The organism is Candidatus Magasanikbacteria bacterium, from assembly GCA_021648085.1.
Taxonomy (GTDB): Bacteria; Patescibacteriota; Patescibacteriia; order Magasanikbacterales; family UBA922; genus JAKITS01.
The window spans coordinates 324,611-347,929 of record JAKITS010000001.1; the positions used below are offsets into that span (position 1 = coordinate 324,611).

Annotated in this window: 27 protein-coding genes; 4 read left to right on the forward strand and 23 right to left on the reverse strand. The window is 32.3% G+C overall.

The features are described from left to right. From lysS to L3J07_01675, 12 genes are all read right to left on the reverse strand, one after another. On the reverse strand, positions 1-1,464 hold the full coding sequence (gene lysS / locus L3J07_01620; GenBank protein ID MCF6276528.1) for a lysine--tRNA ligase: 1,464 nt from the start codon (positions 1,462-1,464) through the stop codon (positions 1-3). Positions 1,465-1,468: 4 nt separating this feature from the next. Next, the gene (greA, locus tag L3J07_01625) at positions 1,469-1,930 is read right to left on the reverse strand and encodes a transcription elongation factor GreA (protein ID MCF6276529.1); all 462 of its coding nucleotides are present in this window, start codon (positions 1,928-1,930) and stop codon (positions 1,469-1,471) included. Between the two features lie 141 nt (positions 1,931-2,071). Further along, a complete protein-coding gene (locus L3J07_01630; protein ID MCF6276530.1) occupies positions 2,072-2,293 on the reverse strand; it encodes a hypothetical protein in 222 nt (73 codons plus the stop codon). Between the two features lie 198 nt (positions 2,294-2,491). Then, on the reverse strand, positions 2,492-4,471 hold the full coding sequence (mrdA, locus tag L3J07_01635; GenBank protein MCF6276531.1) for a penicillin-binding protein 2: 1,980 nt from the start codon (positions 4,469-4,471) through the stop codon (positions 2,492-2,494). Continuing rightward, positions 4,468-4,998: a hypothetical protein gene (locus tag L3J07_01640; GenBank protein MCF6276532.1), complete on the reverse strand. Its 531-nt coding sequence runs from the start codon at positions 4,996-4,998 to the stop codon at positions 4,468-4,470. The genes mrdA and L3J07_01640 overlap by 4 nt, the downstream gene beginning before the upstream one ends. Positions 4,999-5,000: 2 nt before the next feature. Next, complete coding sequence (gene mreC, locus L3J07_01645) at positions 5,001-5,789, reverse strand: rod shape-determining protein MreC (GenBank protein ID MCF6276533.1); 789 nt, start codon at positions 5,787-5,789, stop codon at positions 5,001-5,003. A gap of 52 nt (positions 5,790-5,841) precedes the next feature. Continuing rightward, positions 5,842-6,909: a rod shape-determining protein gene (locus tag L3J07_01650; GenBank protein ID MCF6276534.1), complete on the reverse strand. Its 1,068-nt coding sequence runs from the start codon at positions 6,907-6,909 to the stop codon at positions 5,842-5,844. A gap of 9 nt (positions 6,910-6,918) precedes the next feature. Then, the gene (locus L3J07_01655) at positions 6,919-8,172 is read right to left on the reverse strand and encodes a His/Gly/Thr/Pro-type tRNA ligase C-terminal domain-containing protein (protein ID MCF6276535.1); all 1,254 of its coding nucleotides are present in this window, start codon (positions 8,170-8,172) and stop codon (positions 6,919-6,921) included. Beyond that, complete coding sequence (locus L3J07_01660; protein ID MCF6276536.1) at positions 8,169-8,570, reverse strand: hypothetical protein; 402 nt, start codon at positions 8,568-8,570, stop codon at positions 8,169-8,171. Before L3J07_01660 ends, L3J07_01655 begins: the two co-directional genes overlap by 4 nt. 13 nt (positions 8,571-8,583) lie before the next feature. Continuing rightward, complete coding sequence (locus L3J07_01665; GenBank protein MCF6276537.1) at positions 8,584-8,883, reverse strand: DUF721 domain-containing protein; 300 nt, start codon at positions 8,881-8,883, stop codon at positions 8,584-8,586. An 18-nt stretch (positions 8,884-8,901) separates the two neighbouring features. After that, entirely contained in the window at positions 8,902-12,225 is a 3,324-nt protein-coding gene (locus L3J07_01670; protein ID MCF6276538.1) for an ATP-dependent helicase, read from the reverse strand. A gap of 11 nt (positions 12,226-12,236) precedes the next feature. After that, positions 12,237-13,073 carry a hypothetical protein gene (locus tag L3J07_01675; protein ID MCF6276539.1) on the reverse strand — a complete coding sequence of 279 codons (837 nt, stop codon included), beginning with the start codon at positions 13,071-13,073 and terminating at the stop codon, positions 12,237-12,239. Positions 13,074-13,514: 441 nt separating this feature from the next. Between L3J07_01675 and L3J07_01680 the strand changes: the two genes are divergently transcribed. Next, the gene (locus L3J07_01680; protein ID MCF6276540.1) at positions 13,515-13,943 is read left to right on the forward strand and encodes a hypothetical protein; all 429 of its coding nucleotides are present in this window, start codon (positions 13,515-13,517) and stop codon (positions 13,941-13,943) included. Positions 13,944-14,166: 223 nt separating this feature from the next. Here L3J07_01680 and L3J07_01685 read toward each other — a convergent pair whose 3' ends face one another. The 3 genes from L3J07_01685 to atpD are packed head-to-tail and all read right to left on the reverse strand — an operon-like array spanning position 14,167 to position 16,875. Beyond that, positions 14,167-15,069: a hypothetical protein gene (locus tag L3J07_01685; protein ID MCF6276541.1), complete on the reverse strand. Its 903-nt coding sequence runs from the start codon at positions 15,067-15,069 to the stop codon at positions 14,167-14,169. Positions 15,070-15,088: 19 nt separating this feature from the next. Next, positions 15,089-15,499: an ATP synthase F1 subunit epsilon gene (gene atpC / locus L3J07_01690; GenBank protein MCF6276542.1), complete on the reverse strand. Its 411-nt coding sequence runs from the start codon at positions 15,497-15,499 to the stop codon at positions 15,089-15,091. Positions 15,500-15,501: 2 nt separating this feature from the next. After that, positions 15,502-16,875 carry a F0F1 ATP synthase subunit beta gene (gene atpD, locus L3J07_01695; protein MCF6276543.1) on the reverse strand — a complete coding sequence of 458 codons (1,374 nt, stop codon included), beginning with the start codon at positions 16,873-16,875 and terminating at the stop codon, positions 15,502-15,504. Between the two features lie 2 nt (positions 16,876-16,877). Here atpD and L3J07_01700 point away from each other — a divergent pair, with 2 nt between their 5' ends. Further along, on the forward strand, positions 16,878-17,024 hold the full coding sequence (locus L3J07_01700) for a hypothetical protein (protein ID MCF6276544.1): 147 nt from the start codon (positions 16,878-16,880) through the stop codon (positions 17,022-17,024). Between the two features lie 26 nt (positions 17,025-17,050). On the opposite strand, the gene atpG is transcribed toward L3J07_01700, so the two are convergent. The 7 genes from atpG to L3J07_01735 all read right to left on the reverse strand — a co-directional run bounded on the left by atpG (position 17,051) and on the right by L3J07_01735 (position 21,966). After that, positions 17,051-17,977, reverse strand: a complete 927-nt coding sequence (atpG, locus tag L3J07_01705; GenBank protein MCF6276545.1) for an ATP synthase F1 subunit gamma — start codon at positions 17,975-17,977, stop codon at positions 17,051-17,053. Between the two features lie 9 nt (positions 17,978-17,986). Further along, positions 17,987-19,474: a F0F1 ATP synthase subunit alpha gene (atpA, locus tag L3J07_01710; protein ID MCF6276546.1), complete on the reverse strand. Its 1,488-nt coding sequence runs from the start codon at positions 19,472-19,474 to the stop codon at positions 17,987-17,989. A 5-nt stretch (positions 19,475-19,479) separates the two neighbouring features. Further along, positions 19,480-19,866, reverse strand: coding sequence for an ATP synthase F1 subunit delta (gene atpH / locus L3J07_01715; protein MCF6276547.1), 387 nt, complete (start codon positions 19,864-19,866; stop codon positions 19,480-19,482). Position 19,867: 1 nt separating this feature from the next. Then, complete coding sequence (gene atpF / locus L3J07_01720; GenBank protein ID MCF6276548.1) at positions 19,868-20,449, reverse strand: F0F1 ATP synthase subunit B; 582 nt, start codon at positions 20,447-20,449, stop codon at positions 19,868-19,870. Positions 20,450-20,538: 89 nt separating this feature from the next. Further along, a complete protein-coding gene (locus tag L3J07_01725; protein ID MCF6276549.1) occupies positions 20,539-20,760 on the reverse strand; it encodes an ATP synthase F0 subunit C in 222 nt (73 codons plus the stop codon). Positions 20,761-20,892: 132 nt separating this feature from the next. Beyond that, entirely contained in the window at positions 20,893-21,681 is a 789-nt protein-coding gene (atpB, locus tag L3J07_01730; GenBank protein MCF6276550.1) for a F0F1 ATP synthase subunit A, read from the reverse strand. Positions 21,682-21,684: 3 nt separating this feature from the next. Next, the gene (locus tag L3J07_01735) at positions 21,685-21,966 is read right to left on the reverse strand and encodes an AtpZ/AtpI family protein (protein MCF6276551.1); all 282 of its coding nucleotides are present in this window, start codon (positions 21,964-21,966) and stop codon (positions 21,685-21,687) included. A 159-nt stretch (positions 21,967-22,125) separates the two neighbouring features. On the opposite strand from L3J07_01735, the gene L3J07_01740 reads away from it, so the two are divergent. Both L3J07_01740 and L3J07_01745 read left to right on the forward strand, forming a co-directional pair. Next, complete coding sequence (locus L3J07_01740) at positions 22,126-22,311, forward strand: hypothetical protein (protein ID MCF6276552.1); 186 nt, start codon at positions 22,126-22,128, stop codon at positions 22,309-22,311. Beyond that, positions 22,308-22,817, forward strand: coding sequence for a hypothetical protein (locus L3J07_01745; protein MCF6276553.1), 510 nt, complete (start codon positions 22,308-22,310; stop codon positions 22,815-22,817). The genes L3J07_01740 and L3J07_01745 overlap by 4 nt, the downstream gene beginning before the upstream one ends. Before the next feature lie 39 nt (positions 22,818-22,856). Here the strand turns inward: L3J07_01745 and L3J07_01750 are convergent, their stop codons facing one another. After that, entirely contained in the window at positions 22,857-23,261 is a 405-nt protein-coding gene (locus L3J07_01750) for a bacteriohemerythrin (GenBank protein MCF6276554.1), read from the reverse strand. Positions 23,262-23,319 lie beyond the last annotated feature (58 nt).

The window sequence follows — 23,319 nt, forward strand, 5'->3', positions numbered from 1 at the left end:
TTATTCTTGCTCCGGTTTCATAAGTGGAAACAGTACACAATCTCTCACTGGCTTATCTTCAAAAAAAGCAAAGAACCTTTCTGACAATCCAAAACCTGTTGTTGGAGGCATTCCGTGTTCCAGAGCTTCTATAAAATCTGCGTCGTACATATGAGCCTCATCATCTCCCCCTTCTCTCATTTCTAGTTGTTTCTTAAATCTTTCTTTTTGGTCTATCGGATCGTTTAACTCCGAGTATCCATTTCCAAGCTCACTCCCTGCTACAATAATTTGAAATCTTTCTGTTAGCTCCCTGTCATCTTCTTTTCTTTTTGCTAAAGCCGAGACTTGAACTGGATGGTTTACTAAAAATAAAGGTCCTTTGTACTGCTTACGAATTTGCTTCCAGACCAAATCAATCAACCTACCTTTTTGAGCAGTGTTTTCATATTTTACACCAAGCTCATCTAATTTCTTTTTCAAATCATCTTCCGAAGAGGTTAAAATATCTATATCTAATTTTTCTTTAATTGCAGAAACATAATCAAGTCTTTTCCACTTCTCTCCAAGATCAATTTCACCAAATTCTTTTAGATTAAACTTTAAAGTTCCCCAAGTTTTTTTTGCAACAAACTTTATCATTCTTTCGGTCATTTCCATGTTATCTTCATAGTTTTTATACGCCCAATAAAATTCCATTTGGGTATAATCTTGAAGGTGTTCCCTACTTATTCCTTCATTTCTAAATTGGCGACCTATCTCAAAGGTCTTCTCAAAACCACCGACCATAAGTCTTTTTTGCCACAACTCCCCCATTGAAATACGCAAGAACACATCTATATCTAGTGCGTTGTGATGAGTTGAAAATGGAGATGCCTCTGCTCCTCCAGTTGTGGTTTCTAATACTGGTGTCTCCACCTCCAAAAATCCTTCGTTTACTAAAAATTCACGAATTGCAGACCAAAATGTGCTTTTTCTTCTGAAAAGCTCTTTTGATTCTTTATTCATTATCAAGTCTAAATATCTTTTTCTAAATTTTATTTCTTCATTTTGAAGTCCATGAAACTTGTCTGGCAAAGGAAGGAGTGATTTTGAAAGCATTTTCCAATTACTAACCAAAAGTGATTTCTCTTCTGTTTTTGTAATAAAAAAATCACCAGAAACTTCAATAATATCTCCAATGTCTACTTTTTTTACGAAAAGTTTATAATTTTCTTTCCCCAAGTTATCCTGCTTGAAAACCATTTGCATTCTTGCACTTTCGTCTTCAATTTGTATGAAAGTCAATTTACCGATTTCTCTTTTCATCATGATTCTACCTACACAAACAAATTTATCATCTTCTTTTCCTAATAATACTTCTGAAAGTGTATTTGTTCTGTCTGTTTTTGCTGGATAAGAATTTATGTTTAATTCTTGTAAATCTTGTAATTTTTTAAGGCGAACTGAACGCTCGTCATTTATATTTACTTCGTTTGTATTCATATTTTTATTGAATATTCAAAATTTTATACTCTTGTGTTCCTGATGGTATTTGGACTTCCACAACATCTCCTTTTTTCTTTCCCAAAAATGCACTTCCAAGTGGAGATTCATTGGAAATTTTACCGTTTAACGGATCTGCTTCTTGTGGACCAGTGATGGTATATTCTTTTTCTTTACCCCGCACTTCCACAGTAATAGTTGAACCCAATCCAATAGAACTAGACCCACCTTTCGTAATTATTTCTGAATTGTCCAAAATACTAGTAATTTCTCTCGCTCTTGCCATAGTCCAGCCCATATCTTCTCTGGCTGCGTGGTATTCTGCATTTTCGGATAAATCTCCCATTTGACGAGCTTCATCTATTCTTTTTGCTATTTCAAGTTTTTTTGTTTTTGTTAAAAATTTAAGCTCTTCTTTTAGCTTATCGTATTTATCTTGGAACAGGTATTGTACTTTGTTGGACATAATCTTCAGCATTATAAAATATAACCGCAATTTGCGGCTAGATTTATTATATCAGATAGTAAAACAGTGTCAACTTTAATATTAAAATAATAAATTTTTTATAAAAAAAGAGGGTGTGACAATTGAGCCACACCCTTTATACTAAGAGGTTTTTTTCTTGTGTACATTCTTGAATAGATATTTCCCAATTTCATTTGGTGAAAGTCTATTCTCTTCTACGGGTGCTATAATATTTATTTTATAAGTTATTTTTTCCGTAAAACTTACTAAAGATTTTCCTTCAAGTAAATTCCTAGCATTATTTTCTCCCAACGCAGCTAGAAGTCTTTCAAATTCTTCACGCGTCCAATTTGGATATCCCATTATTTACTCCTTAATAGACTAAATCTCTATATTTTATGGGTTTCTAATCAAGATTTCCTAATTTTCCAAACATTATAAAAATCAGATAAATAATAGTATTATTTTTATAAAAAGTCAAAGAAGAAGTGTTCCAAATGTTTTATTACTTCGTTTATTCTAAATGGTGGAAAATTGAAGTCTGAAGTCCGAAAACTATCCTTAAAACCTATATTCATACCACCACTTATAAAAATCATAGGCTATTTCTGTGGAGATTCCACTTCCCTCTTCTCCTTCTTCTACTAAAACTGTGACCACAATTTCTGGATAATTGAATGGTGCAAAAGATGTAAACCATGCATGATTGTCTTTGGTAGAACTCCATTGCGCTGTTCCTGTTTTCCCTGCCACAAGCAGTGGAAGTGCAGAAAGTCTTCTGCAAGAACCATAAACAACACACTCACGCATTCCAAGTTTTGCTGTTTGAATATGACTTGAATTTATAAAATTTTCATTCAAAATAACTGTCTCAATTTTTTCTTCTTCTTTTGTCTCGGGGTTTATTATTTTTTGAGCAATTCTAGGTTGATAAAGTGTGCCACCGTTTGCAACCACAGAAGTCATACTTGCTATTTGAAGTGGTGTCACCGAAACATCACCCTGACCAATTGATAAATTATAAGTATCACCAACATACCACCTTTCATTTTTTACCTCTTGTTTCCACTCTTTTGATGGTAAGAACCCTTTTGCTTCTCCTGGAATATCTATATTCAATCTTTCTGCGAAACCAAATTTTTTTAGATATTCTACAATTTTTGTAGCGCCAAGACCCTCAAAATCATTGTATCCTCCACCGATATAATAATAAAAAGTGTTTACAGACCAAGCCAAAGATTTGCGAACATTTGTAATTCCATGACCACCATATTTCCAATCTCTAAAAACCCACGAGCCAACATTAATTCCTCCTGTACTTAAAAATGATGTTCTATTTGTAATTAATCCTTCTTGAAGTGCTGTAAGAGCTACTGCCATTTTTATTGTAGATCCAGATGGGTAGGTTCCACTTATTACTCTGTTGAATAGTGGGTTGTTTTCATTTTCCAAATATTCTTGATATTTTTGCAGCTCAATTCCTCCAGAAAAATCATTGTTATTAAAAGTGGGTAAACTTACTAAAGCTAAAATTTCTCCATTTCTGGGATCCATTACAATTACGGCGGCCTTCTTTTTATCGCTATCTTCCAAATATTTAGTAGTTATTTCTTCCAATTTATTTTGAATTTCCAAGTCTATACTAAGTTGTACATGATCTCCGTGAACAGGAGCTTTTTCAATGACTACATTTTGTTTTCTACCGAAAGCGTTTACCTCAATTTTTTGATAGCCATACTTACCTCGCAAAGCTTTCTCATAAGTTTTCTCAATTCCTGTTTTTCCTATTGTGTCTGTCGGTATATATCCTTTTGGATACAATTCTTTTAATTCTTCTGGGTTAAGTTTTCCAGCATAACCCAAAATATGAGATAAAGATAAATATTTTTTTTCACCCTCCTCTTTCATTAAATAAAGTCTTTTACTTCTTCTTTCTATATTTATTCCTGGCAAATCGCTGGTTTCAATTTCTATCAAAAGTGCTGTTTCATAATCTAAATCATCTAAAATATCTATTGATTCATAACTGTAAGCTCCATATTCTTTTATAATTTCACTTATATCATCTCTATTTTTTTGTATCAATCCTGCTAATCTACTAATTATTTTATCCAATTCTTCTGCTTTTCTAGGCAAATCTTGCGGTGTAATGGCGAGAGAGAATTTCAAAACATTTTTGGTTAGTTGCTGTCTGTTTCTATCATAAATAATTCCACGCTCTGCTGGCACAGGAATTGTTCTCTGACTATTATTTTTTGCCAAAAGTGAATAGTCTCCACCATCAACTATTTGGATAAAAAACACCCTTCCAATTAAAATAAAAAATATTATAAAAATTAAAATTAGCAACACCTTCTTTTTTTTAAGAGAAAAACTACTTCCCATATAGTTTTTACTTCCAGGAATAGCTGGCTGACGACTCGTTTTGTTTTGAAAAGAAAAAGAATCCTCAATCCAAGAATTTTTATATTTTCCTTCTAAACTTAAGTAGGAGAACTTTGGGATAGATATTCCAAAAATTGTATTCTTATTTTTACTCATGAGTGTATCCTTGCAGAATTTAACTTTTTTGTAAATTTTGTTAAGAAAATAAATATTACACTTAAAAAAATAGTGGTCGAGAATATCTCCCAACTCATCAAACTAAAAAAGTCTTTTGAAATAAAACTAAAGTCTTCATTAAAAATAAGACTGTTTGTTATGATAAGTATAAAATATAATATTCTAAACAAGATTAAACTTAAAAATGTAAGTGCTAAAACACCATACCAAGATTTATTTGTAAAAATATTCAAGTAAAGATAAAAAATAATTAGCGAAGTCATTGTTCCGGAAAAAAGAGTAATTCCAAAAGGTAAGGCTGAATAAAAATCTAATAATAAAAATAATAAAAAAGCATACCAAACCACCCACCCAGACTCATACCAAATTATCATCAATATCACCGTCGCGAAAACCAAATTTATTTGTGAAAATGGATATGGTAAAATAAGAAATATAAAAGAATGGGCAAAAAAGACTAAAAAAATACTTACAAAAAATAAAATGAAATCAATAAGTTTTTTCATACCTATTCTTCATTTACAAAAGTGATTACAGAAACCAAAAACAATTTATCTAAATCACTAAGCGGTTGTAGGATAGCTTTTTGAAATGGTTGGTAAGGTTCTTTTTCTACAGCCTCCACAGTTCCTATCAAAAGACCTCTTGGAATTCTTGCCTCAAGCCCAGATGTAATAACGGTGTCGCCGATGTGAATAGTTTCATTTTGAGGAATTAAATTCATATGTACACTAATTCCATAACCACCTTCAACCAAACCCATACTTGTATCTTTGTTTGTAAGCGTTCCTGCGATTTTACTCTGATTGTCATTTATTAGACGCACTACAGAAGTCGTGTCTTCAGATTTTATAATTTTTCCCACCAAAACACCGCCAGAGGCAATTACTGGATTTCCTATCTCTATCCCGTCTTTTTTTCCTTTGTTTAAAATTATTGAACTACTGAAAGGTTCAAAATCTTTTCCTATAACCTGTGCACCAATATAATTAAATTTCTTGTCAATAAAAAAATTCAATTGTTCGCGCAATTGTTCATTCTCTTCTTCCAAAAGTATTAATTTTGCTCTATCTATTTTAAGTTTATTTAATTCTGTTTGAAGGTCTGGACACACTAAATTTTTATTTTGCTGTTCGTCTATATTTAGGCTAAGTTTGTAAACCGATCCAACACCACCATTAAAAATATCTCTAACAAAATTTTCAATTGGGCTTACCCAACCAGAAAAATGAAGTAGAATTGTTAAAAAAATTACAAAAGAAACCGCAATTATGGTTTTCTTTTTAGTTTTTCTCATATTTTATAAATAAATATTCCTTCTTTTCAGCCTAATTCTTAAATCCTGTAAGTTATCTAATTCTTCTTTTTTTATCATCTCTTGCAGAAGGAAGGGCCACTTCTTTTAAAAGTTTGTCATCCTCCAAAAGTACGCCAATTCCCCTAACCACAGCAGTAAGTGGGTCGTCTACAATTCTCACAGATATGTTTGTGGCACGGGAGATAACTTTATCCAAACCACGCAAAAGAGATCCACCACCTGAAAGCATAATTCCTCTTTCATGTATATCTCCTGTCAATTCCGGCGGTGTCGTTTCCAAAGTTATTTTTATCTGTTCTATTATTCCACTTATAGATCTCTCTAAAGCTTCTCGTACATGTTCATCGTTTATCATTATTTCTTTTGGAAGGCCTGTCATCACATCTCGCCCTCTCATCGGAAACTCAATAGACTCTTCCAGATTAGAGGCAGATCCCACTTTTATTTTAATATGTTCAGAATGACTTTCTCCAACAAAAAGATTAAAAACTTCTCTTGCATACTGTGTGATATTTCTATTCATCTCATCGCCTGCGATTTGTGTAGATTTCCAACTTACAATTCCACTAAGCGATATTATTGCAACATCCGTAGTTCCACCACCAATATCAACTATCATATTTCCTATAGGCTCTTGAATAAGCATACGCGAACCAATTGCTGCTGCCATTGGTTCTTGCACCACAAAAACTTCTTTTGCACCAGAAGAGATTACAGCGTCTTCCACGGCTTTCATTTCTACCTCTGTCGCCTCAAGTGGAATGCAAACTATAACTCTTGGCCTAGCCATTATAAAAAAACCATTCTCGTAAACTTTATCTATAAAATAGCGTATCATCTTTTCCGCAACTTCATAATCTGAAATAATTCCATTTGAAAGTGGTTTTGTCACCACAATATGCGAAGGAGTTTTACCAAGCATTCTTTTTGCTTCGTCTCCTACTGCCAAGATTTGTTCCGTCCTTGTATTTATTGCAACTACAGAAGGTTCGTTTATTACAATTCCTTTGTCTTTTATATAAACCAAAGTATTGGCAGTTCCCAAATCTATGCCGATATCTCGTGGTTTAAATTTTCCAAAAAAAGACTTTAAAGACACAATAAAAAATTAATTAATTAAGTCCGATAATTTATTAATAGGTAAGATATTAGTTTCTCCAGTTCTGCGATCTTTCACTTCAACACTACTATTTTCCAAAGTCTTTGGACTCAAAATAACTTGCGTTGAAATTCCCATTAAATCACTCTCTGCAAATTTCTGTCCCGCACTTATTTTTAATCTATCATCCAGCAAAACATCCATACCAAGTTCTTTTAGTTTTTGATAAATCCATATTGTTTCTTTTTCGTTTTTATCTGGACGAAGACTTATTAAATGCAAATCAAATGGAGTCACTTCTTTTGGCCAAATTATTCCTCTTTCATCGTTGTTCAATTCTACCAAAGTTCCCATAAGTCTAGATGGACTCATTCCAAAAGATCCCATATAAACTAATTCATTTTTTCCGTCTTCATTCGCAAACTTCAATCCAAAAGCTTCGGAATATTTATAACCTAAACTATATATATCACCCACTTCGACAGATTTTTTTTCTACTAAATTATTTTTATCAAATTTTAAATCAAAATCTGCTAACATTTCATTGTTAAAATCCTCTTTATTTATTGCAATATTTTTTTCTTCATCTATATAAATAATGTCCTCTCCTGCTTCAGAAAGTGTTTGAAATTCATAAGAATATTTGGAAAATGAACCGCCAGAAGAAATTGTAAGATAAGTTTTATCACCCATTCCAAGTCTTCCAAAAACTTTCATATAAACATCTTTCATTTTTTCATAAAATACATCGTGTTCTTCTTTATTTTTGGAAAAAGAATACATATCTTTCATTAAAAATTCTCTACCACGAATTAAACCAGACTTTGCTCTTGTCTCGTTTCTAAATTTTGTCTGAATTTGATAAGCATAAAAAGGAAGATTTTTGTAAGAAGTAATATAATTTTTCATTATATTTGTGATAGCTTCTTCGTGTGTAAAAGCAAGTCCAAGCTCTGTGTTATTTTTCAATTTTGTTTTAAACCAGTTATCAACGACACCATCACTCCAACGCCCTGATTTCTCCCAAGTTTCTTTGTTCTGCAGAGTACTCAAAAACACCTCTTGTCCTCCAGCTTCATCCATTTCTTCTCTAATAATATTATTTATTTTGTTTAAAACACGAAGTCCGAGTGGTAAAAAGTTATAAACACCAGACATTGTTTTATCTATAAAACCAGCCCGAATTAAAAGTTGTGCATTCTTACTAACCTCATCTTTTGGGTGTTCTTTCAAAGTTTTTGTAAAAAGTTTTGTCTGTCTCATAAAAAATTGTCAGCTCGCCTTGATTTTCTATAAGAAACTGCGAAGGCAAATAATAATATAAAAATAAATAAAAGTAATATAAAATTCCAAAATGTTAATACTTTTTTTGCATTTAGGTAAAGTACCATAACTAAAGCGAAAGATACAACCACAGAACATGTAAAACTACGCCTAACATGAATATACAAAGGGATTATCCTATTTGTAAGTTTTCTAGAGATAATAAAAAAAGGCATTGAAAAAGTACCTAAAAGCGCAAAGTAAAAACTTAGATAGAAAAAAAAGAAACCGAGCTTACTACCTTGAAATGGGTCTATATTTACAAGTACAAAACCCCAAGAAATCCAGCACAAAATTGCAGCAAAGCTCATTATAAATAGATATTGCCGTAAACTCATAAATTTTCAACTCTTAAAGTAAATATCTTATTGCATCAATTTCATTCTTACCAACTTTTTTATTTATCTCTTCCACGAGTTCTTTTTGGCGCAATCTTAACTCTTGTGCCATCACAGAGCTTGCACAAGAAACTGTCAAAGTTCTGTTTTTTAAAAATAATGGCCTTGTTAGTGTTACAGAATCCTTTCCAAAAAATTCTTTCATAATTTCTTCGGCAATTTCTATAATAGAAGAAGTCTCTATCTGTTTTTGTAGAGTTGTGTTTTGGTTAAATTTATTTTTTAGCTCTTGTCCAAGTGGTGTAAAACTCATAATTTATATAATTTCTATTTATATCTTCCCACAAATTAAGTCATTTTCAAAATCCTCCAAGCCTTTTAGTGTTTTTTCATATTTACTAATATCTGGAAAATCTAAGTTTCTTATCTTTTTATCCACAGCAACAATTAGTTTTTTCAATCTTTCCACATCTTCAGAAGTTATGTCATAAGGAAGGCAGTGAATTTCATCTAATTTTGTAGGATTCAGAAATTCCAAATACCCACGGTTTACAGTATATTTTGAATAATCTCGTGAGAATTCTACCAAAAGTTTATAAAAAATAATCTGTCTTTTATAACCATGGAGTTGTACTTTTTTGTCTGGCAAACTTTCCTTCCAGCTCAATTTATAACTTCCTGTTTTAAAATCATAAACCTCCATTTCTCTTGTTTCTTCATTTGGAACTATTTTATCAATTTTTCCTGTTATTTGTACATTTTCCACAAAAACTTGTTGCATTCGAAAATTTGTTTCTATCCAGCTTGTCGCAGAAATTCTATCTTGGTATTTATTCAAATATATTTTCCAAACCTCATTTCCCTTTTTTAAATACTTTTCAAAAATATTTTCTCTCATGTTTTCTCTTTCCAGGTGTCCTTTGAAGTATTTCTGAACTTCTTCAATATTCGGTTTAATTTCATTTTTAGAAATATGGTTATGTATACTCTCTACCGTCGCGTGCATTGCAACCCCATAAGAAAGAAAAGGGGTTTTTGAAGTTGGAAATCTCAGTAAGTTTTGTTCAAAAAACTCGTGCGGTCCGCCACGCATTACATTTAGAAAATTGTTCAGATGCGTGACACTTAAAATATATTTATCTAAAATTGGTTTTAATACAGATTTTTCATCCAAAGATAAAGGGCTAAACGACGGCAAACTTGTTTTTTCCAAAGAATTCACAGTATCCAAAATATTAGATTTTATTTCTTTTGCTTCAATTTTATACTCCACACCTTCAAAAATAGAAGTTTCCAAAAATGGTACTCGGAGTGAATCTCTACCATTTGTCTTCTTTTTATAACTTGTCACATACAAATTACTTTTTGCGCGAGTAATTGCTACAAAAAATAAACGCAAATAATCATCTATTGTATCTCCCGCAGGATCAATCGATAAATTTTTTGGGAAAGCAATCATATCTCTGGATTGTGATTTTGCCCAAACTTCATTTTGACAATTCAATACAAAAACTGTATCAAACTCCAACCCTTTTGCTTTGTGTGCTGTCAAAAGCGTGATAGCGCTTACTCCACCAATATATGGACTTGTGTCTGTTATCGCTAAATTGTGCATCTCGTATATATCCACACAGGAAACCAAATCAAAAAGTTTTGGGGCTGAAATATCAGAAGTATACGATCGCACAGTGCTTACAAAAGTGTTCAAACTAGATAAAAATTGTATATATTCTGATGGATTTTTATTATATTTATCTTTGTGAAAATAAAATCGACGAAATGAAGATGTAAATTTATTTTTAATTTCATCTGCTGGACCAATCAATTCATCTAACAAACTTCCCATTGGTTCTATGTGAGCTCGAGAAGCAAGATCCAAAAACCAATTTGCTATTTTTTGTAATTCTTTATTTTCACTTTCCAGCATTACATCTATCCACCTTCCTCTTGTGTCGGTCTTTTGTTTTTTGTATGCTTCAATTGAAAGTTTCCAAATAGTAGACCTATCCAAACCCCAAAATGGAAAAGATAAAATTGTCGACAAAAAATTCTGAGAATAATAAATAGAATCTTTTGCGAGAGAAGAGACAAGTCTAGCCATACAAATAATCTGATTTATATGAACTTCTTCCAACACATTTCTCTGACGCTCGTATTGAATTGGGATTTGCTTTGCAAACAAAAATGGTGCAATTTCTTGAAGTTGTCTGTGATTTCTTGCAATCACAGAAATATTATCCAAACTCACCCCATTTTCAATTTTATATTTTATTTCATTGGCAATATATTCGTATTCGTGAACAGCTGTATCAAAAGTATGTGCTGTAATTACACCTTCTTTTATATCTGGATTTGCAGATTCCAATTTTTTTTCAACCTCCTCCAACCTATCTACCAATCTATCATCCCCTTGAGAAATTACACGGTGTGCAAAATCTACAATTGCAGGAGTGGAGCGATAATTTTTTACCAAAGTTATCAATTTTGTTTCAGGATACTGCTCTCTAAATTGTAATATATTATTTATCTCTGCTCCTTGAAATTTATATATAGCCTGATCATCATCCCCAACAACCATTACATTCGGTTTACCTTCGTTTACTGGATTTTCTGTCAGCATATGAATAATTCTCATTTGTGCTTCGTTTGTGTCCTGAAACTCATCGACAAGAATATATTGATATTTTTCTTGAAGTTCTGCCAAAAGCCCGGGTTTTTTTAATAAAACTCGAATCAAATCCAAAATCATATCATCAAAATCTACCAACCCAATTTTTGCCATTGCTTTTTGATATTTTTCATAAACCAATCCCAAAGATATATTTCTATCCAATTGATATGCATCTTTTAAGCGCTTTTTTTTAGTTTCCTTATCTCTACCTATCCAATTATCCTTCCATTTTGTGATTGGTTTTGTACTATTTTCTTCTATTGCCTGCTCGTACGCATTCAAAAGTGAACGCAATAAAATATCTTTATAATCCAAAAGGCTAATATGTTCTATTGGCAATTTTGGTAAATCTATTTGTTTAATTTGAGAAATTAAAGTTGGTATTTGCTCTTTTATTTTTTTGGAAACTCGTGGCTCAAAAAAAGGGATTAAAATTTCTTCTATTTTTGCAAAACAATCTCCATTTGATTTTACAATTTTTTGATATTCTTCTGGTGTAATTCCAGCTTTTTTCAATTTACTAATTTTATTTTTTATACTATTTAAATATACAAAAGTTCCATTACGCTTTGTACTAAATGAATCTGAAAATAATAAAGATTCAAGAATTTTTCCCAAAACTTCTATCTGCTTTACATTTTCAGCAGATTTCATTTGTTGTGCCTCATAAAACTCCTCTCGAAATTTATAAGTGACATCTAATGCAAAACTATGAAATGTGTGGATTGAAACTTTATATGCAGAAATCCCAATAAAACCGCTCAAGCGATCTTTCATATTTTTTGATGCTGCATCTGTGAAAGTTAGGCAAAGTATATTTTCTGGATTTACATCAGCTTGCTTCAATATATTTGCCACACGCATACCGAGCAACTCTGTCTTTCCACTTCCTGGTCCAGCTATTACCATTACTGGTCCGTCTATTGTGTCCACAGCTTGCCTTTGTTCATTATTTAATTTTTTATACCTATCATTAAACTTCATATTTTTTTATTTTATATTGTCAGCAATAGCAAAGCAATTCCAAAAAGTCCTAATCCTACAAATTTTATAGCCACATGCTTTTCCTTGAAATATACATTTCCAAAAATAATAGTCCACAAAATTCTTCCAGATCTTTTGATAGAAATTATAATAGACGGTGGTGCATAAAGGTAAGCAAAACTTTCCAAAACCGTACCAACCCCACTAGAAACTGATTGCGAAAGAATTATTTTTTTCTTTAAAAATTTGATAGGATTTTCTCCTGCTATAAATTTGGCAGTCACCATAAAATATATTGCCAAAATACCAGTAAAAATCATTTGTTCGGCTTCCACACTATTGAAATTTGTAATATTATATTTGAATAAACTTATAGTTCCAACTGCTAAAACAGAAGTTAGTAAAACATACTTCACACCTCTCTTTCCTATCCCATGATTTAATGTTAGAAAAGCCAAGGCAAATAAAATTACAACAATACCTATAATATTTTGAAAACTAAGTGCATAACCAACAAAATAATCTACAATTAATAATAAGGGAATAGTAAGACTACTCAAAAATCCAAAAGTGCTACGAGATGCTAGCACAACACCTTTTAATCCAAAATGAATTAGGAAAATCTCCAAAATTAGACGCAAACCAAAAGTAGGAATAGAAGCTGGATCAAATAATAATTCCTGTCTAACAAAAATTACCAAAATTAAAAAGAATACGAAACTTGCCAACAAACTAAGCGATGCAAAAGTATAAGGACTTTCTTTTTTTTGTTCAATCTCGTGTTTTCCAATTGATACAGAAATTTCATGAAAAAATTCTGCAATCATTACTAATAAAGCTCCAAACATATTTTTATAAGATTTACCAAACTATTTGATATATTTTAATCTAATTACTTTATATTCTAAACTAAAAAAGCTCTTTCTACAAATGCATATTTGACTTCTTTCTTTTTTTATTGATATAATAAAATTATCCGGTCAGTAGTGTGAACCGCGTCGAGTAGGTCCTCGGGGTAGGATTCGAAATATGACAAAGTTTTCCCCACACACTGCTGACTGGTTCTAGTTCTTTTCCTCTGCAGCCGCACGAGCTCTCACCAAGGTTTTCACACCACAGGTCTGCGTATTTTCGCTCCCGCCCAACAACCAGCCAAAAAACCTCACACACAGCTCGTGCGGTTTTTTTATTTTATTGATCTAGCAAAAAGATTGTAAACATTGATTTAATTTTACTAAAATGATACATTAAAAATAATAGCTCATTACAAAATTAAATAGGAGGAGAAAATGACTAGACTAATAGACAATGTTTTCAAAGATTTTTATTATTACGAAATAGATCTATCTCCATTTTTTGGGTGCAGGGTTCCTAAAAAATTTTTATATTATGCTGAAAAACTTAAATATTCTTTTAAAGCTCCATACAAAATAGATGGAAATGAAGTAGAGTGTTTATTTTTTACAGACTTTAAAGATATAGAAAAAATTTGGCATCACAGCTTATTGAGACTAATTCGAACTGCAAGATTTGTTATTGGAATTCCTTTGCAAACCAACCAAGGTTTGATATACAAAGGTGAGATTTTAGTCGCACAAACATATTTGCGTCCAGAAGATGCAAGTGGTAAAATTTCTTCACTTCCTTACAGATCTAGAAAATCGAAAAAAACTACAATGATTCTCCATCCTGTTTTTTACAATCCATCCTTTTTCTAAATAAAAAGTCCCGCTTTACACGGGACTCTTTTTTATTTACATTTGCAACAACTCTTGCATTCATTCTCACACTCTTTACAACTTTTATCAGTTGTAATCTCTGCTTTACAGCTCTTGCATTCTTTCATAGCTTTGTATTAATAATTATCTTTTTTATTATAACCTATTTTTTGAAAATAAAAAACCACCCTTTTTAAAAGGTAGTTTTATTTTTAACTATTTTTTAAACTTTTTTCACTGTGAAATTCGTTTCATCTGTAAAAACTACATTGAAAATTGGCAAACCTTTTGCAAGATGTCCAACAGTTGTAAGTAATTGCCGAGTTCCAAGTTTCTCAACTTCAACTTTATAATCATCTACACTAACTTCAAAACCCACAAGTTCAGAAATATTCTGAGCCTCGTAAGTCCTCATAAAATTTGCAGCTTGTGGATGATTTACAAACATTTGTTCACCATCTACTTCTGGCACAACTACTGGAATCATGCTCTCTGAATTTATTTCAGTGTCTACTGTTAAAATATTTACAACAGCACCTTCCTGGTGCTCACCTTCCAAAACAACAAACTCCAAATAGTCGTTTCCAGACCAAAGCAATTCATAAAAAGATCTTACAACAGCCTGAACAAGCTCTTTACGAACTCCATATTCTTCTGGATTTTTCATCATCAATTTTATATGTCCACAACCAACATTGTCTGCCTGCATAAGTGCATTCAAAAGATTCTCACGCAAATTGGACACTGGGTTTTGTATCATTGAAATTATATCTGATAAACTCATATCCAAACTCATACTTTTCATTAAATTCTCTATCGCATGAGTATCTGTATGCATATAAAATTTTCCAAAAATCTGACAATACTTTTCCATGATTTCTCTCATTTGAACAATATCAATTGTGTTTCCAGAAACTTTTTCTGCAGTAGTCAAAGCTAGTACAAACTCACCGGCATTTCCACCAGGAGTTCCAACAATTCCAATTTCTCCACGACCATCTACACAAGATTCAAATTGATCTGTCAAAAGACTGTTCATTTTCACAAACTGAAAATTTTCTACAATATGTTTTTCGATTTGCTTTGCTGTTAGCACTTGCTTCTCCTGTTGTTGACTATTTGACATATGTTGAAAGGTTTTATATTTATTTACGATATTTTTTAGATATTCTCAAACGGTTTGTCTCCCGTTCAATAATAGCCTGTAGTCTCGCATAATCAACGTCACCTCTATTTTCAATTTGAGCCATTTGCTCTTCTGCTCTTCTTCTTGCTTCCTCAGCTCTTTCTAAATCAATTTCTGCAACTCTTTCTATGTTGTCTGCTAAAATGATCAATTCGTTGTCGCCTCTAATTTCCAAAAATCCGCCAAAAACCGCAAAAGGATGTTCACCTTCTTTGTCTTTTATACGAAGTTCCCCAGCTTTCAAAACACCTACAAGCGGTATATGGTTTGGTAAAACTGTTATCTCTCCGGCAATTGTTGGGATTGTCACCTGAAAAATTTCGTCTTCGTAAACTACTTTTTCTGGTGTAGCGATTTTAAATTTTAACATAATTATTTTACTTCGTCAATACTCCCTTTCATATAAAATGACTGCTCTGATTTGTCATCATGTTTTCCATCTAGAATTTCTCTAAACCCGCGAATTGTATCTTCCAATTTTACATATTTACCTTCTGTTCCTGTAAACTGTTCTGCAACGAAGAAAGGCTGTGAAAGAAATTTTTGAATTTTACGAGCTCTGGAAACTGCCATTTTGTCTTCATCTGAAAGCTCTTCCATTCCTAGAATTGCGATAATATCTTGCAAATCTTTATACCTCTGCAACACTTGCTGTACTTCACGAGCTGTTCTATAATGCTCCTCTCCAACAACATTTGGATCCAAAATTGTAGAAGATGAATCAAGTGGGTCAACAGCAGGATAAATCCCCAAAGCTGCCAAAGATCTGTTCAAAACAACAGTTGAATCTAAATGAGCAAATGTTGTAGCAGGAGCTGGGTCTGTAAGGTCATCTGCTGGCACGTACACAGCTTGCACAGAAGTAATGGAGCCTTTATCAGTAGAAGTAATTCTTTCTTGCAGGGCTCCCATTTCTGTAGCCAAAGTTGGTTGATATCCAACAGCTGAAGGCATTCTTCCTAAAAGTGCTGAAACCTCTGAACCAGCCTGTGTAAAACGAAATATATTGTCTACAAACAACAACAAGTCTTTCCCCTCTTCATCACGAAAATATTCTGCCATTGCAAGAGCTGTCAAAGCCACACGAGCACGAGCTCCTGGTGGTTCATTCATCTGCCCAAAAACTAAAGCTGTTTTGTCCAAAACTCCAGACTCTTCCATTTCACGATAAAGGTCATTTCCTTCACGAGTACGCTCGCCTACTCCAGCAAACATAGAAAATCCTCCATGTTCTTGGGCAATATTACGAATCAATTCTTGGATAATAACTGTTTTTCCTACACCAGCTCCACCAAACAAACCGACCTTTCCACCTTTCAAGAATGGACAAAATAAGTCGATAACTTTTATTCCTGTCTCCAAAACTTCTGATTTTGTAGATTGCTCCGTAAATTTAGGAGCTTTTCTGTGAATTGGATATTTCTTTTTTGTTTTAACTGGTTTTTTTCCATCAATTTCATTTCCAACCACATCAAACATTCTTCCCAAAGTTTCTGGACCAACTGGCACAGAAATAGCAGCTCCAGTGTCTAAAACCTCAACTCCACGCTTTAATCCGTCTGTACTACCCATTGAAATTGTACGCACAACACCTTCTCCCAAATGCTGTTGAGTTTCTAAAACTAAAATATCGCCATTTGGCATTTTTACCTCTAGGGCATTATAAATAGCGGGCATATTTTCTGAAAATGCCACGTCTATAACCACACCAATAATCTGAACTATTTTTCCTTTATTATTTTCCATATATGTTTATTATTGAGACCTTTGGCAAATATAGCGCCGTTACGAAATCTTTAAATTTTGAGCGAGACGAAAAGAAAAAATCTTTGCCCAGCACATTAGCTGCGGAAATATTTTTTCTTGAAGTCATAGCTAAAATTTGGGGATTTTAGTAGGCGTTATATTTGTTAAAGGTTCTTTACTCTAATACTACTGCACCACCTGCAATTTCCGCAATTTCTTGCGTAATACTTGCCTGACGAGCTTTGTTAAAACTTAAATTTAATTCTTTAATCATATCATCTGCTGCTTCATTTGCACTTTTCATTGCCATCATTCTAGAGCTGTGCTCACTTGCAGATGATTCTAACACTGCCTGATAAATCTGAACATCAACAAGTCTTGGTAATAAAATTTTTAAAACCTCTTCTCTGTTTGGTTCAAAAATATAATCGGTTAAATCATTTTTATTTTTACCAAAAGCTTCTGTTTTATCCGCACCGTCATCAGCTCCAAGTGCGTTTATAGTCTCTTCTAAATCTTTTTGTGAAATTGGCAAAAGCTGTCTCAAAACAGCAACTTGCGATAGACTAGATTTGAAGTCTGTATAAGCTAAAATAACTTTATCATATTTTTCTGCTATAAAACTTTCTATAATCATCTTACTAATTGGAGAAATGTCTGAAAGTTTTGGAACATTTGATAATTCACTAAAACTAGCTATTAAATTATAGTTATTTTTCTTTGCAAAATCAGCTCCTTTTTTTCCAATTCCAATTACTTCTACTGTTCCATTTCCCAACATTTTATCATCAGATAAAAGTTTAGTTGTTTTTTTAATAATATTCGAATTGAAACTTCCACAAAGTCCTCTGTTTGAGGTAATTAAAACTACTAAAACTTTTTTTACTGGACGCTCTTGTAAAAGTGGGATACTACCTTTTACACTTTTAGACAAATTTACCAATAATTCCCACGCAAGCGTTGCATAAACTCTTGTATTCAAAGTAGCTTCAATAGCTTTACGCATTTTTGCTGCAGAAACCAATTCCATTGCTTTGGTAATTTTACCAATATTTCCAATAGAACGAAGCCTTCTTTTAATTATTTTAGTATTAACAGCCATATTTAAGTACTATTGTTTTTTACTTTCTTCAAGAGATTCTTTTAGACCATTCTCAACATCTTCGCTCCATTCACCTTTTGCAATTCTAGATAACAAATCTGATTTTATTTTTTTCATAAATTCATGAAGTTTTACTTCCAAAACTCCAACTTCACCTATCTCAACATCGTCAAAATAACCATTATTTACAGCATAAATAGATACGACTTGAAGCTCCACAGACAAAGGTGAATATTGCAATTGTTTCAACATTTCTGTAACTCTCCTTCCTCTTTCAATTTGCTTTTTTGTTTCAGGATCCAAATCACTTGCAAATTGTGAGAAAGCTTCTAGTTCACGAAATTGTGCCAAGTCTAACTTCAACTTACCAGCAACTTTTTTCATTGGCTTTATTTGAGCTGAGCCACCAACACGAGAAACTGATAAACCAACATTTAAAGCTGGACGAACACCTTTGTAAAACAAGTCTGCCTCCAAGAAAATCTGTCCATCTGTGATAGAAATTACATTTGTTGGAATATATGCACTCACATCCCCTGCTTGAGTCTCAATAATAGGAAGTGCTGTAATAGAACCACCTCCATTTTCTTCATTCAAATTGCAAGCACGCTCCAAAAGACGGGAATGGAGATAAAACACATCTCCAGGATAAGCCTCACGACCCGGTGGACGACGCATCAAAAGAGAAAGTTCGCGATAAGCCCAAGCTTGTTTTGTTAAGTCGTCAAATACAACTAAAACATCTTCACCTTTTTCAGAAAAATATTCTGCAATTGAAACTCCAGAATATGGAGCAAGATAAGACATTGGTGCTGGTTCTGACGCTCCAGCCAACACAATTGTTGTATATTCCATTGCCCCAGCCTCTTCTAATTGTGCCACAATGCGAGCAATTTTTGATTCTTTTTGACCGACAGCGACATAAATACATTTTACATTTTGACCTTTTTGGTTAATGATTGTATCGATTGCAATGGCAGTCTTTCCAACCTGCCTATCGCCAATAATAAGTTCACGCTGACCTCTTCCAATTGGAATAAGTGCATCAACTGCCTTAATACCTGTTTGAAGTGGTTTGTTTACAGGAGTTCTGGTCATTACTCCAGGAGCAACTCTTTCCAAAGGCATAAATTTGCCCACCTTCATATCCCCTTTTCCATCTATTGGCTGTCCCAAAGCATTTACCACGCGACCTACTATTTCGTCTGAAACAGGCAGAGAAAGAATTTTTCCTGTTCTTTTTACAACATCACCTTCTTTGATGTCTTTATAATCTCCCAAAATAATCGCACCAACAGTTTCTTCTTCCAAGTTAAATGCCAAACCAATCACTCCACCTGGAAATTCTAACATTTCCTGTGCCTGACAATTTGTAAGACCACTCAACTTTGCAATTCCGTCTCCTGCTGTCAATACATTCCCAACCTCTTCAACTTGTACAGTTTGTTCAAAAGAAGCGATTTGTTTTTTTAATTTTTCCACTACTATATTGCTCATAATACTTAGATTAAACTTTCTTTCATTTTAGCTAATTGTGTTTTTATACTTGTATCAAATATTGTGTCTCCCAATTTTATTCTCAATCCTCCCAAAATTTCTTTGTCTTGTTTTTTTATTATTTCCACCTCTCCACCAAAATGCTCCTTTATTTCTTTTACCACACTTTCTGAAACATCGAATGCAGAAGTGATTTCAATTTCTTTTATTCCTTTTTGTCTTTTTTCGTATTTTATGTATATTTCTATTATTTTGTCTATTTTTGATATTTTACCGTCTCGTGCTAGAAGTTCTATAAAACTTTTCAAAACATCCTCAAGTTCTTTTTCATTTACACCGCGTGTCACCTCATACAAAGCTCTGGCGTAATCTTTAATTAAAGCTTTTTTCATATTACTTTTTCAAATTTTTCAAAGCTTCTTCAATTATTTCTTTGTCTTTACTACTGTCCATCTTCTCTCTTATAATTTTCTCTACTGCTAGCATTACAAGTTCTACAGAATTATTCTTTACACCCTCTATCATTGCATTCTTTTCTGCTTCTATTTTACTTTTTGCCTGTTTTACTAATTGTTCAATCTCCATTTTAGCATTATCTTTCATTTCTATAGCCATCTCTTCTGATTTTTTGTATGTATCTTCCAATACTTTATTTGCACTTACTTTTGCTTCGTCTATTTTTTCTTGGTAAACTTGTTCGCTCATTTGAAGCTTAGTTTCAATTTCTTTTGCCTTATCCAAACTATCATCTATTATATTTTTTCGCTCTTCCATCTTTTTTATAAGAGGCTTTAGAATTAAAAACCACAAAATAACTGAAACAATTGCAAAGTTTAAAAATTGAAAAGCAAATAATTGAGTATTTAAACCCAATGAGGCTGCGACGCTTTGATCTGCTGTATTTTCTACTGTTTGAGAAGTTTGTTCTGTAGCTGAATATGCTTCGGCAGTATTTTCTACTAAATTTGTAGACATAATAAAACGAAATTAAAGATTAAATAAATTATCGTTAGATAAACCAACTAAGAAGGACCTTTTTATAAAAAGATCCTCCATGAATTGATTTACACTAAAGTAAAAACAACTACAAGTGCATAAATAGCAATCGCCTCTGCGAAAGCTGCGCCCAAAAGCATTGGTACAAATACCTTTCCTGCCGCTTCTGGATTGCGTCCAATAGCTTCCATAGCTTTTGCAACCAAACGACCGATTGCTAGTGCTGGAGCTATACCACCGATAGCAATTGTAAGTGCTTTTGCAATTACCACTATTGATTGATGATCCATATACATAGATTTACATTAGAGCCGTTCGAGGGGAAATTGGTTTTTAACCTCGCGGCTAATGCTGAATAAAAAGCGTAAAAACGCCACACTAAGATAATTATCAAATTATTTTAGTGTGGAGCTTCTATTTATTTAATGCTCCTCGCTACCGTGTGGCATCTCTGACGCAAGTGTAAGATAAACCAAAGTTAACATTGCGAATACTGAAGCTTGAATTAACCCAACCAAAACTTCCAATAACATAAATGGAGTTGGGATAAAAGCTGCGGCAAGTGCGCTAATGACTGAAATTAGAACTTCTCCAGCAAATACATTTCCAAACAAACGCAATGATAAGGATAGAATTTTTGCAACCTCGCTAACAAGCTCCAAAACCCCAACACCAAACTCTATAAATGCTTGGAAAATTGCTATAGGGCCTTTTGTAAAACTTTTTAAAACATTTTTGATTTGGATAAACTTTCCAATATGTGTAAAAACTCCAATAGCCATAAAACCAAAAATGTGTGATGAGACAACAGAAACCAGCGCCATTGCGACAGTAAGATTTAAGTCTGTGTTTGCAGGACGCAACAAAAAATTGTGTCCAACTGTAATACTTCCAGTTCCAGGAATTAAACCAAGCCAGTTTGAAAGTAAAATAAAAAAGAAGATAGATCCAACAACAGGCAAAAACCTAATTGTTCTTTTTCTATCTCCAGTCACTTGATCAAAATAAGGTAAAAGTAATTCCAAAATATATTCACACGCATTTTGTAATTTGTCAGGTCTAAGCTTCAATTTTCTTCTCAATAATATTCCCAAAACCAAAAATATTATAATTGCAATCCAAGCATTTATCATTGTGTTTGTGATATTTATGCTTCCAACCTGAAATAAAACTTCTGGTGCTAATGTAGGAATGTGGATTGATGCTGACATATTTTATTTTTTTTCAACTTCTTTATTTACCCCTTTTCCTTCTATCGCTAAATATTGTGCGTTGTATCTATGTGCTTTTCTGTAAATCATGAGTGCAGATAAAATAGCTGCAACCACAAAACCCAAAATTGTAAGCAGTGGTGCTAAATCAAACCTAGTGTCCAAAGTTTTTCCTATCCAAACAAACAAAATTACTGGTGCAAAAAGTGTTACGCCAAAATCTCCCGCAATCTTTAGTCCAAACATTGCATACTCACGATCTCTTGAGTTTTCAAATAAACTCATAATTGAATTTAATTTTTTATATACAAAACGATAATAGTTTACAAAATTTCAAGCCACAAGTCAAGGGTTTTTGTAAAGTTATATTTATAATCTTGACTTTTTAGCTATTTTGTGATAGTTTTGAGTCGTAGCTCATTTCAATTTGTATTAGGAGGAGAAATGAAAAATAGTAGAAAAAGTTCTGATACTTTTGTTTTTATTGGTGTTTTTCTTTTTGTTTTATCTTTTGTTTTAATTATTTTTTCAAGTAGTTTTTTTGTAAAGCTAGTAGCATTTATGGGGGCAGTTTCTATGTTGATGGCTGTTTTTGTGGATCAACCAACCATAAAGAACTCAAGAAAATGAATAAAGAAAAAATATTCCGATTATCAACTTTTTGTTTTTACATAGGTTTAATTTTAGTTTTGGTAGCTTTAATATCAACCTCACGAATAGAATCAAATATTGTTTTGTTTATTTTTATCCCAATTGGAATAATTTTTTTTATTATTTCTGCCTTCTTTTTTGAAAAAACAGAGACAGAATATCAAAGAAAAATAAGTTGTCTAAAAAATAAAACTGAACCATTTAAACCTTTTATTGATGAAGAAGTTTTAATTACAAAATGTCCAAAAGAATTTAAAACTCCAAACAAATGGACGCTTTTAACCATACGGATAATAGAAACTGGTTTTTTAGATAGCCTAGAAGATATTAGAAATTGGAATTTTAGAACAACAGATGACTTTTGGAAGAAAGCATATATTAAAAAACTATTAATTATTTCAAACTCGAAGCATTTAGAAAAAAAAGATAAGGTAGCAATTATAAGTTGGAAGCTGTCTTTAATTTTAAATGAGCCTCCTGAATAAAAATATAAAACTGTCCTAAAATAGGACAGTTTTATTATTTTATTTTAAACCATTTTCTTTGAAACATTTTACATATTTCTTATCCTCTTTATCCAAGTGGATGAGTAGCCAATCTATCAAATGTTTTACTAATTTGTGTGTAACTTTTATTTTATTTTCGATATTTTCTTTTTTTAAATCTTGAATTTCTTTTATAAACTTATCGTGATATTTTTTATGAATTTTTGCATTTTTATAGTGAAACTTATCAAAATAATCTTCTTCTGTTTTAAAATGAAATTTTATATGTTCTAAAACCTCCTCAAACATCCCAGAGATTAAATCCTTGGATTTTGGGATATCCACAGTATCATTAAATCTATTTACAATTTCTACAAATTTTTTATGCTGTTCATCTATAATATCAATCCCCAAACTATATTCTTTCTTCCAAAAAAATGACATAATTTATATACTTATTTTTAATAATTTAAATTATATAACAAAATATAAAATTATACTA

Excerpts from the sequence above, each read along its gene's own strand:
- lysS (MCF6276528.1), bottom strand. The coding sequence starts at position 1,464 with ATGAATACAAACGAAGTAAATATAAATGACGAGCGTTCAGTTCGCCTT.
- greA (MCF6276529.1), bottom strand. The coding sequence starts at position 1,930 with ATGTCCAACAAAGTACAATACCTGTTCCAAGATAAATACGATAAGCTA.
- L3J07_01630 (MCF6276530.1), bottom strand. The coding sequence starts at position 2,293 with ATGGGATATCCAAATTGGACGCGTGAAGAATTTGAAAGACTTCTAGCT.
- mrdA (MCF6276531.1), bottom strand. The coding sequence starts at position 4,471 with ATGAGTAAAAATAAGAATACAATTTTTGGAATATCTATCCCAAAGTTC.
- L3J07_01640 (MCF6276532.1), bottom strand. The coding sequence starts at position 4,998 with ATGAAAAAACTTATTGATTTCATTTTATTTTTTGTAAGTATTTTTTTA.
- mreC (MCF6276533.1), bottom strand. The coding sequence starts at position 5,789 with ATGAGAAAAACTAAAAAGAAAACCATAATTGCGGTTTCTTTTGTAATT.
- L3J07_01655 (MCF6276535.1), bottom strand. The coding sequence starts at position 8,172 with ATGAGACAGACAAAACTTTTTACAAAAACTTTGAAAGAACACCCAAAA.
- L3J07_01660 (MCF6276536.1), bottom strand. The coding sequence starts at position 8,570 with ATGAGTTTACGGCAATATCTATTTATAATGAGCTTTGCTGCAATTTTG.
- L3J07_01665 (MCF6276537.1), bottom strand. The coding sequence starts at position 8,883 with ATGAGTTTTACACCACTTGGACAAGAGCTAAAAAATAAATTTAACCAA.
- L3J07_01670 (MCF6276538.1), bottom strand. The coding sequence starts at position 12,225 with ATGAAGTTTAATGATAGGTATAAAAAATTAAATAATGAACAAAGGCAA.
- L3J07_01675 (MCF6276539.1), bottom strand. The coding sequence starts at position 13,073 with ATGTTTGGAGCTTTATTAGTAATGATTGCAGAATTTTTTCATGAAATT.
- L3J07_01680 (MCF6276540.1), top strand. The coding sequence starts at position 13,515 with ATGACTAGACTAATAGACAATGTTTTCAAAGATTTTTATTATTACGAA.
- L3J07_01685 (MCF6276541.1), bottom strand. The coding sequence starts at position 15,069 with ATGTCAAATAGTCAACAACAGGAGAAGCAAGTGCTAACAGCAAAGCAA.
- atpC (MCF6276542.1), bottom strand. The coding sequence starts at position 15,499 with ATGTTAAAATTTAAAATCGCTACACCAGAAAAAGTAGTTTACGAAGAC.
- atpD (MCF6276543.1), bottom strand. The coding sequence starts at position 16,875 with ATGGAAAATAATAAAGGAAAAATAGTTCAGATTATTGGTGTGGTTATA.
- L3J07_01700 (MCF6276544.1), top strand. The coding sequence starts at position 16,878 with ATGTTTATTATTGAGACCTTTGGCAAATATAGCGCCGTTACGAAATCT.
- atpG (MCF6276545.1), bottom strand. The coding sequence starts at position 17,977 with ATGGCTGTTAATACTAAAATAATTAAAAGAAGGCTTCGTTCTATTGGA.
- atpA (MCF6276546.1), bottom strand. The coding sequence starts at position 19,474 with ATGAGCAATATAGTAGTGGAAAAATTAAAAAAACAAATCGCTTCTTTT.
- atpH (MCF6276547.1), bottom strand. The coding sequence starts at position 19,866 with ATGAAAAAAGCTTTAATTAAAGATTACGCCAGAGCTTTGTATGAGGTG.
- atpF (MCF6276548.1), bottom strand. The coding sequence starts at position 20,449 with ATGTCTACAAATTTAGTAGAAAATACTGCCGAAGCATATTCAGCTACA.
- L3J07_01725 (MCF6276549.1), bottom strand. The coding sequence starts at position 20,760 with ATGGATCATCAATCAATAGTGGTAATTGCAAAAGCACTTACAATTGCT.
- atpB (MCF6276550.1), bottom strand. The coding sequence starts at position 21,681 with ATGTCAGCATCAATCCACATTCCTACATTAGCACCAGAAGTTTTATTT.
- L3J07_01735 (MCF6276551.1), bottom strand. The coding sequence starts at position 21,966 with ATGAGTTTATTTGAAAACTCAAGAGATCGTGAGTATGCAATGTTTGGA.
- L3J07_01740 (MCF6276552.1), top strand. The coding sequence starts at position 22,126 with ATGAAAAATAGTAGAAAAAGTTCTGATACTTTTGTTTTTATTGGTGTT.
- L3J07_01745 (MCF6276553.1), top strand. The coding sequence starts at position 22,308 with ATGAATAAAGAAAAAATATTCCGATTATCAACTTTTTGTTTTTACATA.
- L3J07_01750 (MCF6276554.1), bottom strand. The coding sequence starts at position 23,261 with ATGTCATTTTTTTGGAAGAAAGAATATAGTTTGGGGATTGATATTATA.